The following is a 16,909-nucleotide window of genomic DNA, read 5'->3' as shown; positions in this document are numbered from 1 at the left end:
CGTCTGATAACCTTGATGAAATCTTTCTCTACCGAAAATTACGTTACCACACAAAAATTAGAAAATATTGTTGGCACTGCTGCCATCTGTCTGCAGCAAGACATAGAGGCGGTTTGGCAGAATCGGGTAGAAAAAGCAACTGCCCCCGGTACTTCAATAGACTGCACTGTTTACCCGCATACTCAGGCAGAACTCGCGGCCGTGATTGCTTGTGCTCGGCAAAATCGCTGGGCCGTCTTGCCGGCAGGGAGTGGCAGCAAACTCGATTGGGGGGGTTTGGTTAAATTAGATCCGGATCCCCCCCAGCCTAGGGCGGGCACGGGGGCACCGCCCCTACCAAGGGGGGAGCAAGATGTTGTCAAAGTCCCCCTTTTTAAGGGGGATTTAGGGGGGATAGCGGCTGTCAGTACGGCGCGCCTGAATCGCCTTGTAGAACACGCTGTGGGCGATTTAACGGTGACTGCGGAAGCGGGGATGAAGTTTGCGGATTTGCAGGAAATTTTAGCTGCAGCAGGTCAATTTTTGCCGATCGATCCAGCATATCCGCAGCAGGCAACTTTGGGCGGTATTGTCGCTACTGCTAGTGCGGGTTCTCTGCGGCACCGCTATCGGGGCGTGCGCGATTTGCTGTTGGGAATCACCTTTGTGCGATCGGACGGTAAAATTGCTGTAGCTGGCGGTCGAGTCGTTAAAAATGTCGCCGGTTACGACTTGATGAAACTGTTTACCGGTGCTTACGGCACCTTGGGAATCATTTCTCAAGTAACTTTCCGAGTTTATCCATTGCCTGAATCATCGGGAACTGTAATATTGACTGGGGAAACTAATGCTTTAGCTGAAGCTGCTCAAATCTTATTATCCTCTGCCTTGACTCCAACAGCCGTTGATTTGCTGTCGCCGCAGTTAGTAGAAAAACAGAGTTTGGGTAAAGGTTCGGGATTAATAGTAAGGTTTCAAAGTATCGCCGAAAGCGTTAAACAACAATCAGCCCGCTTGCGGTCAGTTGGCGAAAAGTTGGGCTTGCAAGGTACTAGCTGCGACGGTAATGATGAGGATCAATTATGGGAAAGATTGCCAGAAACAATGTGGGATTCTACCAATAATTCAGCAATTATTTGTAAAATAGGCATCAGACCGTCGGAAGCTGTCAAGGCAATTAATGAGTTGCCGGTACAGGACGCTTTGATTCATGCCGGCAGCGGTTTGGGGGTTTTGCGGTTTGAGACGGCGACTGCTGAAACGCTGTTGCAGGTACGCAGGGGGTGCGAAGCTAATGGCGGTTTTTTGACTGTTTTGGCAGCGCCGACCAATATCAAGCAAGGGTTAGATGTTTGGGGCTATACTGGAAGTGCGATCGATTTAATGAGCCGCATCAAACAAGAGTTTGACCCGGAAAATATTTTTAGTCCAAATCGCTTTCTATTAAAAGGTTCGTAGTGAGGACAACCGTCCTTTTTGAATCTATTTCTAAGTCTTTTGTGAACCTGATTTTTTTTTAACGAACCGCGAAGGCGCAAAGAGCGCAAAGGAAGAAAGGAGAAGAAAATAAGAGAAGAGTTTGTGTTTAATTGACTGATGTAGACTTCCTATCTAGAAACTTCTCTAAAAGTTAGATTTTTCTTGATTTAGCAAACCCATTATATTACTTCTTCCTTCTTCCCTCTTCCGACGGACTTACATCCGTTACATCCCGTACATTGCTCGTTGCCGAACTTCCCTCTTCCTTCAAATATGCAAACTTCAGAAACATCTCAAATTCCCAGCGACGATTTAAGGCCAGCAAAAGACAGCAATTTTTTAGCCCAAAATCCTCACTTAGAAACCCTCGAAATTCCCGGTTTCGATGCTAACAATCCGCCCGATCCGAAATTAATTGATACTTGCGTCCACTGCGGCTTTTGTTTGTCAACTTGTCCGAGTTATCGCGTACTCGGCAAAGAAATGGATTCGCCCAGAGGCCGCATTTATTTAATGGATGCAATCAACGAAGGCGATGCACCTTTAAACGAAGCAACTTCGCAGCATTTTGATACTTGTTTGGGCTGTTTGGCCTGCGTGACAACTTGTCCTTCTGGGGTTCAATACGATAAGCTAATTTCTGCAACTCGCCACCAAGTTACTAGAAATCAAGAACGCACTTTTTCTGACAATGTAATTCGTACTCTGATTTTTAATCTCTTTCCCTATCCTCACAGGTTGCGGCTTTTGCTTGTACCGCTGTTTGTTTATCAAAAATTAGGACTGCCCAAACTAATTCGTAAAACAGGTTTGCTGAAAAAAGTATTTCCTCGCTTGGCGGCGATGGAATCTATTTTGCCGAAGGTAACAGTTGATTCTTTTCGGGATAATTTACCCGAAGTTATTCCCGCACAAGGGGAGAAACGCTATCGAGTTGGCGTGATTTTAGGTTGCGTGCAGAGGTTGTTGTTCTCGCCGGTTAATGAGGCTACGGTGCGTGTTTTGACGGCTAACGGTTGCGAGGTTGTGATTCCGAAAAGTCAGGGATGTTGTGCTGCTTTGCCGGAACATCAAGGACAAGCTGAACAGGCGAAATCTTTGGCGCGACAAATGATTGACAGTTTTGAAAATACTAATGTTGATTTTGTCATTATTAATGCTGCTGGCTGCGGCCACACTTTGAAGGAATACGGCCACATTTTAGCAGATGATGCGGAATATCGGGAGAAAGCTGAGAATTTTGCGGCCAATGTTAAGGACGTGCAGGAGTTTTTGGCAAGTGCGGGCATTACGGCGAAACTCAATCCTTTGGTTGAGGGAGATTTGACAATTGTTTATCAGGATGCTTGTCATTTGTTGCACGGACAAAAGATTAGTTTGCAGCCGCGCCAGTTGTTGCAACAAATTCCTGGTGTGAAGCTAAAAGAACCTGTGGATGCTGCTTTGTGTTGCGGGAGTGCGGGGGTTTACAATATGTTGCAGCCGGAAATTGCTGATGAGTTGGGCGTGCAGAAGGTGGAGAATTTGCTGAATACTGGGGCGGAGTTGATTGCTTCTTCTAATCCTGGTTGTTCTATGCAAATTAAGAAGCATTTGGAGTTGCAGGGGAAGGCTGTTACTTTGATGCACCCGATCGAGCTTTTGGATTATTCTATTCGTGGGGTGAAGTTGCAGAGGCGTTAGTTGGCTGGGGCGGGCGGTGTCTGCCCTGTTTTTGATGTTGAATGAGATTTTTTTTGATGAACCGCAGAGGGCGCTGAGGGCGCGGAGTTAGAGAGGAGAGAGCAAGATGAATAGGCTATTGTATTGAGAAAGATCGCACTTTGGGCTGCTGTCCTAGCAGAAAGACTGCGAGCGATGGGAATTGACCCGGAATAATTGTAGACTGGATTGGGCAAAGGGCGATCGCACTTTTAAAGTTTAACACAAGTGCGATCGGCACAACAACCAATGACTAATGACCAATCACTAATGACTAATAACCAATAACCAATAACCAATAACTAATAATCAATTCCCTCTTCCAACTTCAAAAAATGCACTTGTCCCGAAGCTTCCGCCGCCACAATTGTCACCCCATCCGGTGCAATAGCGCAAGCTTTCAAAGCACTATCTCCCCTGAAACTAGCAACTATTTTTCGACTCAACAAATCCCAAACTTTCAGAGTATTGTCATCGGAAACCGAAATCACTTTATTTCCCAAAGTCGCCACAGATGTTACCGCATCCCCATGACCTGTCAAAGTAAAAATTTCTTTTCTACTTGACAAATCCCACACTCTCAAATTTGGTTCTCGCCCGCCAGAAATTGCCCATTTACCATCCGTTGTAACTGCCACAGCATTCACAAAACTCTCATGACCTTTGAGAGTGAAAAGTTGATTTTTGACGACTACATTCCACATATTTTTCAAAATATTCTTTTCTTTCCCCAAACTCCAAACTTTCAGAGTTTTGTCGCCGGCCGCCGAAATTACACGTTTTCCGTCGGGAGTAACTGCTACAGCTTTTATCCCGTCAGTATGACCTGAAAATGTAAAAACTTCGTCTCCTGTTTCTAAACTCCAAACTTTAATATTCTTGTCTCCTGAACCAGAAATTGCCATCGTTCCGTCAGGCGTAACAGCTACAGAATTTACCCAGTCTGTATGGCCCCTGAAAGTCAAGATTTCGGTTCCGGTTTCTAGATCCCAAAGTTTCACGGTTTTGTCGCCGGAACCCGAAATTATTCGCTGGCTATCTGCTGTGATTGCGATCGCTTTTACCCAATCTTGATGTCCCCCAATAGTAAAAATTTCTTGCCCATTTTTGAGATTCCAGACTTTAATTCTGTTGTCTCCTGAACCAGAAATCGCTTTAGTACCGTCCGCCGTCACTGCTACAGCATTTACCCAGTCATCGTGACTTGCAGGTGATAAATTTTCTTTGCCTGTTTCTAAGCGCCAAACTTTCAGGGTTTTGTCAGATGAACCAGAAACTATCTGCTTCCCGTCGGGGGTAACAGCGACAGCATTCACGGGCGCGATGTGATTGGTAAAAGTAAAAAGTTCTGCTTTTGTTTCTAAATTCCAAACTTTCAGGGTTTTGTCGCCGGCTGCCGAAATTACTTGTTTTCCATCGGGAGTGACTGCTACAGCTTGGACGAAACTGCTGTGTTCTCCTAAAGTGAAAAGTAGCTTTTCTTCTAACAAACTCCACACTTTGATAGTGCCATCATAACTGCCGGAAATTATTTGTTTACCGTCGGGAGTTACGGCTACTGATTTCACCCAATCTGTATGTCCGGTGAGGGTAAAAAGTTCTTGTCCTTTTTCTAGATTCCAGACTTTAATACTGTTGTCTCCCGAACCGGAAATTAACTGTTTGCTATCTGGAGTTACTGCTACGGACTGGACAAAACTGCTGTGACCTTTCAGGTTGAAAATTACTGTTCCTGTTGACAAATCCCAAACTTGTATACTGCCATCCCAGGAACCGGAAATTATTCGCTTGCCGTCGGGAGTTACTGTTACTGCTTCTACTGCAAAAGTATCGCCTGCTAATGTTAATATTTCTGTTCCAGTTGCTAAATTCCAAATTTTAATCGTGTTGTCCCAAGAACCGGAAATTACTTTAGTGCTGTCTGGGGTGACGACTACAGCATTGACGTAGGTAAGATGACCTTTGAGGGTGAAAAGTTCTTCTCCTGTTTCTAAGTGCCAAACTTTGAGATTGTGGTCTGAGGATGCAGAAATTACCCGCTTGCCGTCGGGGGTAACAGCTACAGCTTGTACCCAGTCTGTATGTCCGGTGAGGGTACGCAGCAATCTGCCGCCCGGAGGGGTAAAGCTAGGCGTTAGGGGTCGCAACCAGGGGTTTTTCTGCTGTTTTGCTTGGGTTAGGAGTTTGTTGATTTCGGGGGTTTCAAAGCGCATTAAGCGGGCAATTAGTTGCGCTGCTAGTTGGCTTTTGTCTTTTGCTAAAATGTGGGCAGAAAGTCTGATAGCTTCTTGGATTAACTTGAGGTTTTCGTTGTTTTGATCGGTAATAGTATCAGGATTTGTTGCTAAATCATAATCTTCTATTAGGGCTTGTACTCCTGATGCTGACAGCTTGGATTCAATAAATTTGTAATCTGTTAGTAAGCTGTATAATTTTTCTAAGTCTGAAGTCGCTGCTAGCTGATTTGGCAGCATTTCCAGACAGTGTGTCTGTTCTGCAGACTGCATTGTGTCCAGCCCTTCCGTAAACTCGCTCATAAATTTGGTGATGTCTTTTTTTAAATGTATGCGATCGCTAGCTGCACGTTGCTGGAAACTCGCTCGAGAATCTTTTCTCGTTTATTTAGGATGACATATTTAAAGGCTATTTGCTACCGGGCTACTGCCCTTGATGAGGCTGATGGTTCAATGAATCGCGGGTGTTTGAGTCCGTGTCTGCTTTGAGAATTTTTAATGAGTGCGATTGCTATCAACCGCAGCCCGTGAAAATTCAACTCTGCAGCGCCAAATCTACCGATCGACAAAACCTGACATATATCGTTGTTTTTCTTAATATAGCTGGTCTGGGAATGATGATTGTCGATCGGCTAACACTCTCAAAGCTCAATTTTTTAAGGTACTACAATCCTATTGGATGCGCGAATCAGACTTTTTTAGCGCAATACGATGCCGAATCTAATTTTCTGTCAACTCGGCTGCATCAGCCTGCTGTCGCCCGGTGGGGTTTCGTACCTCAACTAAACCTGCAATCTGCTTGACCCAAATCCCGGAAAGTTTTGCAGGCGCGCCCTATTCCTTTAAAATATAGAGTGGCACTTGCACTCTTAAACCTAGTTTATCAGCTAAAATCATTGGTTTAACCGCTAGGTACGCAGGCAGAAACCGGGTTTCTGAGTTTATAGCACGCCCGTGGCGATCGAAAATAAAGAAGTATTTAAGTTTAGAGACAAGTTTTATGGATGTTATCGAGTTTTTTGAGTTAAGTGCAGGTAAATGGTTTTCCCAGCGTACCGTACACAATCTTCAGTCTGGCGAATTGCAGGCTGGTAAATCTGACCTCAAAATAGAAATGGTGACAGCTAGCGATGCAGCAGTTGTCAAACTTTGCCAACAACACTCGATTAACCCTACCTCAACTCAGCTAAAGGGCGTTCGGATTTCTTGGGACGGTATTCCCGATCGCAACCAAGCTAAACAAATTGGTTCTACAATATTAGCGATCGTCCCCAATCCCGACAATCCTAGGGAAGGTCAAGTGTTGCAAGAGAAGGGAAACGCCCGCTACGTGATGGGCGATGACGATGTGCTGACATTGATTACAGAATCAGATACTGTCCGCGCCGAAGAAAGGCTGTGGTATCTCATGCCCAATCTGCGGCTGCGGACTAGCGTTGTTAAGCAAGCTAACGGTACTCAACAGGCATCTTTTTGTTCGGAAATTCGGATGGGAGTAAGTGCGAAAAGTTAACTTTCGGTTTATTGAACAATTGAACAATTGAATAATTGAGGAATCAGAGATTTACCCCACTGATGAATCTGCTATAGCGGTTCTCAAGCGTAGTGATATCGTTTCCGCTTGTATCGGAATGATTTAACCGGCGCTAGAACACAGAGTACACAGAGTCCGAGAATATATATCTGAATCATTCCGATGCTACCGGATTTGATATGAGGTATGCCCAATGCCCAACGCCCTGTTTGCCCAATGCCCAATGCCCTGTTTGGCCCATCCCCCATGCCCAATGCCCAAAATTTACACTTTCTTTCTGCTTTCTCGCTTTTTGATTCGGCCTTTGAGGGCAATGGCTTTTAACTTGGTGTGAAAATCAGTGTGTTTGACAACTGGGAATGATTTTGTCACAGGTTTATCGGGTAAAAAGCGATCGACCTCGGCTTTATCGGCGAGGGCGGTAAGGGCTAGGTCTTCATATACTACAACTTCTTGATTTTCTTTTGTACGATCGCGATCGGGTAATTTTTCTGTTTCCTGTACTTCTATGTTCGGGACTTCTGCATCTGGCGCGCGATCGATTTCGGGCTCTGACGGCGCAAGCAAATCTAACTCTGCGACACTGACTGCCGGTGCGGGGATCGATAAAACTCTACCGTCCTGCGGCAGTTTAGGATCTTTTTCAACGTTTAAATCTTGAGGAAAATTGTTGCAGACTAAGCGTTCAAACTCGCGATTAAAATGATAGAGCGGTTCTCCTATCCGGTGCCACATACTCAATAGCTGATCGACAGAAACAGCTTTGTAGCGCCCTTGATAAAGCGCTTCAACCACTGCTAAACGCAGCCAGTAGCCGGGGTACTTGGTCAGCCATTCACCCGCCAATTTTTCGGCTTTTTTGCCACCTAGGTCAAAGCCGTAGTGAACCAGCAGAGCCGCTGCTTGTGCAGATATTGCCGTCACTTCTATCATTTGTTATTGGTTCGTTGACTGTTGTCTGTTGACTGTTGGTTTTAAATACCCTGTTTGACCAATTCCCAATTAGCCAATTGAATTAATCGGATAAACGGACGCCTCCTTCGACTGTTTTCACGTCTCCAGAAAAAGGTTGGGGAGTGCCGTTCCAATTGAAGTCGCTAATTCTAAAAGTCAGGCTCCCGACTTGACGTTCAGGATTAAAACGCAAAATAATTGCGTAGCTGCGACGGCTGTATTCTAAAGTGTAGTTCGTACTGATTGCTTCCTTGCTCTCTAAATTAATAGCTGTTTGAAAGCCGACTCGAAATCCTCCGTAAACTTGCTGGACAAGTCCAAAAGATAGCACTTTCAAATCTACTAGCCGATCGAACAAATAAGGCGATATGCCGTCCCGCGCTACCTGAGTGTAAGTCACGTTAAATCCAGTGTAGTCGAGGAAAGGGCGGGAGAAATGGCCGAACTGCCCTTGAATGCCGACGCTGCTGGCGATCGAGTTTTGTGTGTCGCCGCTGCTGTAATAAGTGCCAACTCCCCGGACTCCCAAGGCTAATTGCAAGAAAGGAACCACTGGGTTGCGCGTGTACTTCAAACCCTGGGTGGGAGTGCGGGGTAGCGGTTTACCCTCCCACAGGTTGAAGCCGCGGCTCAAGGCGAAGCTGGCTTGGGCGCGGCCCAAATCGATGCGGTTGTTTTCGCGCACTGGTTCGAGCAAGTCTGGTCGATCGGTGTCAGCATTGATAAATTGATACCCGGCTTGATAGCTGAGATTGATGCCTGTGCTGCCGAGTGGGATGACGGGGGAAGTGAGGACTGCCCCGAGGCTGCTCTGCACGGTTTGATAGCCCAGAGAGCCGTTAAACAGTCGATCGCGGTAACTGTATTCTGCCGCTAGAGAGTGAGTGCCGATCGACTGCCGCAGGCGCACATTGCCCCGAAAGCTCTCTTCTGGCAAATTCGGGAAATCCTCGAAACTCAGAAATATCGCCGAGGCTTCGATATTGGTACGAGGGCCGAGCCTAGAGGTCAACTTCGCTTTGAGTCCGTAGCTGTCGGGAAAAAACGGATTGCCGCCGTGATCTGCCACGACCCGCTGAAGGTATATTTGGGGTGTCAGGGTGAGCCGCACCGGCCCGTTTTGCAACACCTGAAAACCGCACTCGGCGTACAAACCGCCCCTGTCCCCGCCATCGTAGCCAAAGGTCAAACAAGGGCCGTTCTGCTGTCGGCTGTCAAACACTTGTCTGCGGGGATACACGGGTATTTTGATGCGGTTGTCAAATACTAAGCGGGGCGAATTTGTGACTAATTCCTCAGCCGTGGGCGAAATGCTTCTAATCGTCGCCCTCCGCGCCCTGTATTCAAATTCTGGCGGGGAAAACGGGTCGTTAGTAATCCGAATGTTAGTTGCGACTCTGGCGCCGTTGGGCAGAAGTTCGAGGCGTTCTGCTTCAAAGCGGATGCGGTTGACTGCGCCGACAACTTGGGGGGCGGCTAGCTGTCCGCCACCGCCGATGGTGACGCTGGCCGCTCCTGGGGATTTGACTCCGCGCAGGGGCTGCTGGCTGGTAATTCGATCGCTCAGAGGCTGTTCGAGAATGGTTCCGGCACTAATATCTGTGGGTAGTGTGGGCGTTAATTCGCTACCTGCTGCGGGGAGGAATATTTCGCCGCTTGCTTGTTCGACTGCGCCGGAGTTGAGGCCGAGATTGAATTCCATCTGCTGGCCGCGGACTACTTGTTGGCCGCGAGTATAGGCGACGTTGCCTGATGCTACCACTTGGCGGGTGACTAGGTTGACGATCGCCCGATCGGCATCTATCACAGTTTGCCGGAACCGCACCACAACATTACCAACCGCCGTGACAATTTGCTGCTTGTCGTCAAATTCTTGCCGGTCTGCCTTAATTTCGATGGTATCGGCCGGACTCACCGGAAAAGGCACCGTCCGCTGAGATGGTGCGGTGCGGACTCCCGGCGCGGCTGGTTTGGGCTTTGGTTTGGGCTCTCTTGTTGCGGGTTTGGGGGCGGTTCTTGGTACGGGGGCGGTTCCTGGTGTGGGAATGTCGAACTGTTCCTGCTCGGTGGGAGGCTGTTCTGGCGCGGGTTCTGGAACGGGAATCTCTGTTGGCACGGGAGCGTTCTCTTCTAACTGTCGGCCTTGGGCCTGATACCAACTTTCTTGCGGTTTTAGCGCATTCTTGTCCTCTTTTCTCTGCTCCCCTGCTATTTTTTGGCGATTTCGAGCTGCCACAGCATTTTCTACCGAACCTAACTGGTAAGCAGTAAATGAGGAATCTTGCTTAGCTGCTGGAGTTTCGGGTTTTTCAGCAGCAACCGGCTGCCCAAATCCCGCTACTGCTTCGTCGCTTTCGACTGTGGCTGGAGGGTGTGCGATTTCTGGAGGCTGTGGGTTGGTGGCTGGGGCGGTATCGAGGACTGCTGCTTCTTCTACTTGGGCCGGTTGCTGGGGTGGCTGAACGATTTCTGAACTTGGTTCCGGTGTTTCTACGGAGTTGCTGGGGTTGTCTCCATCACTGGCTGCGACAGTTAGGGCTGCTTTCTTTGGTTTCGCGATGTAGATGATGGCAGGTGGTTCGGGCGGCGGTACCGGATATGGCATAGTTACAACAGGTGAGTCATCCGATTTTAGATTTTAGATTTTAGATTTTAGATTTTAGAGGTTTTTTATAGCTGAGAATCGATCGTCCAAATTTTCGCACTTAACAGGCAGCGTTTCAAAGTTAACCTAAATTTTTTTGCTGGGCGGAGTTGTTAGCTGGCTCATCTTTATAAACTTGATTGCTTGCTAGATGTTTCGCGGGAATCAGCGAATATTTCAACGGGTTTGTTTTGCCACAAGATAACCTCGCTGGTGGTGCGAGGTCAAGTTTTGATTGAGTCATTTTTGTGGCTTTGTGCCCTGGTTCGGGGGCTGCGGTGTCGGGCCCCCGAACTAGCGGCCCAGATAGCTGGCTTATTCCATATCTCTGCGGTTGGGGTTCCGGGCTGGGTCATTGGACAAAAATCCAAATACGAACAGGGAAACAAAAAATAGGACAACTACATTAACTACGATTTTGAGGGTTAGCACTGTGGGAGCCTCCAAAGATGGTTTAATACTGAGCTGATTGCTGCGAGTGCAACTTTTTTTATCATAGGCTAAAGATTACTCAATTTTATCTTTGGTTTGGAGGATTGTTGGCCAATTGGTTTTTGCCCAGTTCCAGAGTTGCTCTAGGATGTTTTCTAGTCGCACCATGAGTAGGTCTATCCATTCGAGCACTTGTTCTAGCGGGTGTTTAATGTAACCCATTGATTCGGATTTTGTTTCTAAGTATTCGTCGGCGGGCGGGACGGTGGCGCTGCGATTTGTTGGTTGGGCCGCTGTGGCTGTTGGGGTATATTTGCTGGTTTGCTGGGTGATTGCTGTTGGGGATTGGCTGTTTGGCGCGGTGTTGGGGTTTGTGTATTTTGGCACTTGGGTTTCCTGTTTCCCCCCAGGGGTTGATGGTGTTGCGGGTGCAGGGCTATTTTTTTGAGTTACTGCTAAATTTGAGGCTTTTTGGGGTTGACTTTTTGACTCTGGTGCGAGCAAGCTCTGCTTGAGTCCGGCGAGCAGGCGGTGAATTGATTTGGGGTAGGGCGATATTGAGACTGCGGTCGATCGACCTTCTGCCATTTCATCCTTGACTTTTGATCTGTTTTGTGATATTGAGATTTGAGCTGTTGCGCCGTCGGGTTCGGAACTGCCCTCGATCGACTGCTGTGGCCCTGGTTCCCCGAATAAGTCTTGCCAATTCAACCAAGGTCGATCGACCTCTTGGGTGTTTTCGGTTTTCTCTAGCTGTCCTTGATGTTGCAAATAATACCTAATTGCTACAGATTTCTCCGTGCTATCACTGGCTGCTGTTTCTTTGCCCAGCAGGTGGTCTACTGACGACCAAATCATTGTTTCGATGTTTTGAGCGTATTTCTCCAGGATTTCGCGGGCGGTCAGACCTAAATTGGTTGGCGCGACTGATGTATCAAGTTTTACCTCGGGATTGGCCGCGGTGGTTTTGGCGGCTGGGGGGACGGTAAATTCTTCGAGGTTGAGGGCGGCGCGATCGAGTAATGTGACAAAGGACAGAGGATTGGCCGCTCGATCGAGCTTGTTGTTAAAATAAGTTTCTAATTTTGGCGTATTGTCATCAGTAGAATTTGATGCAGAAATCGACTGCGGCAGTGCGGTTGTTGTCGCAGCAGCCATCTGCGCTGTGGCTTTTTGGAGTAAGATAGCGTTGCGGTCGATCGATTTTTTGACTGCGAAAATTGATTCTCCAAACTGATTTCTTTTCACCGCAACCGGACTTGTCTGCAGCCAAGCCATCAATTCCCAAAAACGACGCACCGGCGCTAACTGAGATTTTTTAGCAGCCGACTCCAAACCGAGATTAAACTTTAATTCTTTTTGGGCAATGTGCCGCCGTTCCGGCCCGTTGTTGGCGACTTCCCAAGTTATCCGATTTTCCAGCAATTCCTGCTGTTGGGGTGTCAAAATATCTAAAACCTGATTTTCTCTTCCCACCAAAACTAAAGTGCGCGCTGGAATGAAAGTCGCGATTGCGCTAACTTTTGGTTTGCTGTCTAATTGAGTTTTGGTTAGCGGATGTTCTAAGGCGGAAGTTGTTTGATGTTTGGCAGTTTTTGCACTGAAAAAATTGATAGCTGGAAGCAAACCCCTAGCTGGTTTCTCCGTTGCTGAATTTGTCTGATTTATTAACAGCGGGGCACTGGCTAAAGTTTTGGCAGTTTGTGACGGATTTAGAAGATTTTCGGCTAAGTGCAGGATTTTGCCGATCGAACTTTCCGACGTTTCTCCCTCATCCCAATTTGGTAGCAAATCGGGATTTTCGTCCCCAACATCTTTTTGCAATTCAGGTAAATCTACCTTGGGACTTGATTCCCGCAACTGTCTGGTCAACATTCGGGAACTTTGCACCAGCAAGTAAGCTGGATAAAGTAGAATTTGGGTACCGCTGAGGGTTGTTTGTTTAATTTGTCGCCAAGTGCGATCGCAATTATCGGCGACTTGGCGGGACTGTTTGGATATAAAATTTAATATTCGGCTTTGGTATGGGCCGTAGTAACCGTTAGACATAAGTTTAATTATTGAATTCAGGTTTTAGATTTGCGCCGGAATTGCTAAATTTTGCTGTAAAATCAAACCGAGATATTAATCGCAGTTTCAAACCCTCTGAAACCATTATTTCTTCGCGTCCTTTGCGCCTTCGCGGTTCGATTCCGATCCTGATTCCTACGCAATTCCTATTTTAGCTAAAAATGAACGCTTCTGTGACACCCGCTAGCAATAATATTTCTGAAGTTGTAGAGAAGTTGCGCCGCCTCAGTCAAGTGGAGGTTCAGTCTGGCTGGAGGTACTGCGACGGTGACTCGGTGGCGGGTTCGGTAGGTATTTGTAACGGGCCGGTTGCCGAACTGAACGGGAAAGGACATATTGCTTGGCCATCTGGGAAGCAAGTTGTTTATTTAGGGCAGAAATTTGTCATTCCTAACAATTTGCACGGCTATCCTGTGGTTGGTTTGCGGTTGCTGTTGGGCTTGACTTGGTGGGCCGAAGATGCTCAGATTTTTGTCGGCGGCGAGTTAGTCGGACAAGGTGATTTGTTCGATTGTGCCGATCGAGTTTTGTTGAGTGCGTCGGTCAATCCTGGCGATGAATTTTGGGTGATGTTGCGGTTGGTAAGTCCAGGCCACGATAGCGGTGCTTTAGTGCGATCGATTTGCTTGTACGAAGCGGCAGATTCTGCTTGTTTCGATCCGGGTTTTGTGGCCGACGAATTAGAAATTTTGCAAAAATCTTTGGCTGGTAATTCAGAAAATAAAAATTCCCAATACTTCCCCACCAAGAATATAGCAAATTGTCCCTTGTTTGTCAAGGGAAATTTGCTAAAATCTGAGATTGATTTGGCGGTTAATTTGATTGATTGGTCGGCTTTGCCGAATCGCGCCAAGTTCGATCGATCGCTGTCTGTTTTGCGGCACTATTTACTGGGATATTTGCTGGCTTTTTCTGATGATTTGGAGGGGGGAACCGCAGAGGGCGCAAAGAACGCAGAGGGAGGAGGAAGTCGGCTTTCTCTGGTTGGAGAAGATGACAAAATTACATCTATATATATAGGGGAAAGCGGCGCTATTACATCTTTTTCTGATGATTTAGATGATGGAACCGCAGAGGCCGCAGAGGGCGCAGAGGGAGGAGGAAGAAGTCGGCTTTCTCTGGTTGGAGAAGCTGACAAAATTACATCTATATATACAAGTAAAATCTATTTGGTCGGTCACGCTCATTTAGATTTAGCTTGGCTGTGGCCTGTCCCGGAAACTTGGGAAGCGGCAGAACGAACTTTTGAGTCGGTGTTGAAATTGCAATCGGAGTTTCCCGATTTGATTTTCTGCCATTCAACTCCGGCGCTTTATGCTTGGCTGGAAGAACACCGCCCGGACTTATTTGCTGCGATTCAAAAACAGGTGGCTGTCGGACGTTGGGAAGTTGTCGGCGGGATGTGGGTTGAACCGGATTTAAACTTGATTTCTGCTGAGTCAATGGTGCGACAAGTTGTTTACGGACAGCGTTATGCAAAGGAAAAGTTTGGGGAATTGATGCGGGTGGCTTGGCTACCGGATACTTTTGGTTTTGGATGGCAATTACCTCAGATTTTGCGACAAGGCGGTGTTGATTATTTTGTGACTCAGAAGTTGCGCTGGAATGATTCGACGGAGTTTCCCTACGGTGCTTTTTGGTGGGAAGGGTTGGATGGTACTAAAATATTTAGCATGATGTCTGGGGCGATCGGCGAAAGTATAGAATCTGTAAAAATGGCAAGTTATGCTTTTGATTGGCAAGTTAAAACTAATTTGCCAGATGCTCTTTGGTTGCCGGGAGTTGGCGACCACGGCGGCGGCCCGACTCGCGATATGCTGGAGGTGGCGAAACGCTGGAAATTGTCGCCTTTTTTTCCCAGGTTGGAGTTTGCCAAGGCGGTTGATTATTTGGCTTTGATTGAGAGTCAGTTTTTGCCGGATGTTGCGGCAACTTTGCCTGAAAATGATGTTCGAGAATCGGACAAGCCGGAGAATTTGCGGGCGCTAGAATTTGCCAATCCTTCTATCTCGCAACTCAAAAATCTCGGCCCTCTGCCGATTTGGAAGGACGAACTTTACTTAGAATTCCACCGGGGCTGTTACACGACTCGCGCTGACCAAAAACGCCAAAACCGCCACTGTGAAGAATTGCTCTATCAAGCGGAGTTGTTGTCTTCGCTGGCAACGATTTGCACGGGTGCGGTTTATCCGAAATCTGAGTTAGAATCGGCTTGGAAACAAGTGTTGTTTAACCAGTTTCACGATATTTTGCCTGGTTCGGCGATCGCCCAAGTCTACGCGGATGCTAATCTAGCCTTTGCTGAGGCCGATCGCGCTTGCCACCAAATTCTGCTAAAATCTTTAGATGCGATCGCCGCTCAAATTTCTCTGCCTTCTCCCCCGCAGCCGGACGCTCAACCGATTCTGATTTTTAATCCTCTCAATTGGTCGCGCTCTGAGGTTGTCAATCTACCGCTTCCCGATTCTGCTGGTTTAGCTTGGCAAATTTACGATTTGTCGGGACAGAGGCTGGTTTCGCAGGTTGTTAAGGCCGATCGACCGCCATCGCAATTTATCATGTTATTTTGTGCAGAGGATGTTCCGGCGATCGGCTACCGCGTGTTTTGGCTGTGTCGCGAAGACTCTCAAGCTGTGGGTAATGCGGGCGCGAGTCCAGCCACGGAAAATAAGACAGATTTATCGAAACTTACATACGGTATAGCACAAAAAAACGCACTTTGTCAAGAAACGCATTTTGCCGCCCCAGAAATGGTGTTAGAAAATGAACTTATTCTGGCAAAAATAGACCAAGAAACTGGCAATTTATCCAGCATTTGGGATAAAGTTAATCACAGAGAAGTGTTGAATGCAGCCGGAGGCAATCAACTGCAAGCCTTTCAAGACAGCGGTCAATATTGGGATGCTTGGAACATCGATCCGAATTATCAAAAACATCAATTACCCGCGCCGATACTCAAAGAGATTTATTGGATTGATCGGGGAGAATTACGGCAGAGTTTGCGGGTTGTTCTGCAAATTGGCAAATCGGAGTTTTGCCAAGATTACACGCTAGAAAAAGGTTCGCCGCTGCTGAAAATTAAGACGGTTGTAGATTGGCAAGAAACTTACGTTTTGGTTAAAGCAGCTTTTGGGTTAAATGTAGAAGCAGATTTTGTAACTTGCGAAATTCCCGGCGGGGCGATCGATCGCACAACTAAACCGCAAACACCCGCCGAAAAAGCCAAATGGGAAGTACCGATTTTGCGCTGGACTGATATTAGCAATGACGGTTTTGGAGTGAGTTTGCTCAACGATTGTAAATACGGTTGTGACATTCAACCAAATCAAATCCGGCTGACTTTACTCCGGGGTTCGATTTGGCCGGACGAACAAGCAGATAAAGGAGTTTCAGAATTTACTTGTGCAGTCTATCCCCACGCTGGAAATTGGCAAGATGCCGGTACAGTTCGACAGGGTTACGAGTTGAATTTGCCGCTGCTAGTAAAGGTATTCCCGCAGTTAGGGCAAAATCGCAACAAGAGTTTACCCGCAGTTGGTAATTTTTTGGATTTGTCTGCCCAAAATTTAGCGCTGATGGCATTTAAACAGTCGGAAGATGATGCTAATGTTTGGATTTTGCGGTGTTGCGAATCGGAGGGGAAAGAGGCTGTGCTAGAATTGGATAGCGATTTGGAATTGGAGATTGTAGGGTCAGTTGATTTGTTAGAAAGACCTGCAAATTTGTCTGAAAAGTTGTCTCAAGGGCGAGGTTTTAAGATAGAGCCTTGGAAAATTGCAAGTTTTACTGTTGTAACGAACCGCGAAGGCGCAAAGGACGCAAAGGAAGAAGGGGAAGGGAAGAGATGAGGAGATTGTTGGCTGGTTAAGTGCTAAGTTTAGG

General features: G+C 47.1%; 10 protein-coding genes. 5 read left to right on the top strand and 5 right to left on the bottom strand.

Annotated elements, in window-relative coordinates; translation table 11 throughout:
- The first annotated feature begins 15 nt into the window (after positions 1-15).
- Both QT998_RS13665 and QT998_RS13660 read left to right on the top strand, forming a co-directional pair.
- A complete protein-coding gene (locus QT998_RS13665) occupies positions 16-1,437 on the top strand; it encodes an FAD-binding oxidoreductase (RefSeq protein ID WP_333090680.1) in 1,422 nt (473 codons plus the stop codon).
- Between the two features lie 294 nt (positions 1,438-1,731).
- Positions 1,732-3,141, top strand: a complete 1,410-nt coding sequence (locus tag QT998_RS13660) for a (Fe-S)-binding protein (protein ID WP_333114953.1) — start codon at positions 1,732-1,734, stop codon at positions 3,139-3,141.
- Between the two features lie 320 nt (positions 3,142-3,461).
- Here the strand turns inward: QT998_RS13660 and QT998_RS13655 are convergent, their stop codons facing one another.
- On the bottom strand, positions 3,462-5,708 hold the full coding sequence (locus tag QT998_RS13655; protein WP_333090746.1) for a hypothetical protein: 2,247 nt from the start codon (positions 5,706-5,708) through the stop codon (positions 3,462-3,464).
- Between the two features lie 161 nt (positions 5,709-5,869).
- Between QT998_RS13655 and QT998_RS13650 the strand changes: the two genes are divergently transcribed.
- Both QT998_RS13650 and QT998_RS13645 read left to right on the top strand, forming a co-directional pair.
- Entirely contained in the window at positions 5,870-6,196 is a 327-nt protein-coding gene (locus QT998_RS13650; protein WP_333218049.1) for a hypothetical protein, read from the top strand.
- 197 nt (positions 6,197-6,393) lie between these two features.
- Positions 6,394-6,906 carry a phycobiliprotein lyase gene (locus tag QT998_RS13645; RefSeq protein WP_194009974.1) on the top strand — a complete coding sequence of 171 codons (513 nt, stop codon included), beginning with the start codon at positions 6,394-6,396 and terminating at the stop codon, positions 6,904-6,906.
- Positions 6,907-7,191: 285 nt separating this feature from the next.
- Here QT998_RS13645 and QT998_RS13640 read toward each other — a convergent pair whose 3' ends face one another.
- The 4 genes from QT998_RS13640 to QT998_RS13625 form a co-directional block, all read right to left on the bottom strand.
- Entirely contained in the window at positions 7,192-7,860 is a 669-nt protein-coding gene (locus tag QT998_RS13640) for a hypothetical protein (protein WP_333090684.1), read from the bottom strand.
- Positions 7,861-7,942: 82 nt separating this feature from the next.
- Positions 7,943-10,486: a DUF3769 domain-containing protein gene (locus tag QT998_RS13635; protein WP_333114957.1), complete on the bottom strand. Its 2,544-nt coding sequence runs from the start codon at positions 10,484-10,486 to the stop codon at positions 7,943-7,945.
- 354 nt (positions 10,487-10,840) lie between these two features.
- Complete coding sequence (locus QT998_RS13630) at positions 10,841-10,957, bottom strand: photosystem II reaction center protein I (protein WP_106151135.1); 117 nt, start codon at positions 10,955-10,957, stop codon at positions 10,841-10,843.
- A gap of 75 nt (positions 10,958-11,032) precedes the next feature.
- The gene (locus QT998_RS13625; RefSeq protein ID WP_333114958.1) at positions 11,033-13,006 is read right to left on the bottom strand and encodes a hypothetical protein; all 1,974 of its coding nucleotides are present in this window, start codon (positions 13,004-13,006) and stop codon (positions 11,033-11,035) included.
- A 182-nt stretch (positions 13,007-13,188) separates the two neighbouring features.
- Here QT998_RS13625 and QT998_RS13620 point away from each other — a divergent pair, with 182 nt between their 5' ends.
- Complete coding sequence (locus tag QT998_RS13620; protein WP_333114960.1) at positions 13,189-16,875, top strand: alpha-mannosidase; 3,687 nt, start codon at positions 13,189-13,191, stop codon at positions 16,873-16,875.
- The last annotated feature ends 34 nt before the right edge of the window (positions 16,876-16,909 follow it).

The sequence above is a fragment of the Microcoleus sp. S1D4 genome (assembly GCF_036700765.1).
Classification (GTDB): Bacteria; Cyanobacteriota; Cyanobacteriia; order Cyanobacteriales; family Microcoleaceae; genus Microcoleus.
This window is presented reverse-complemented; position numbering and strand designations above follow the sequence as displayed.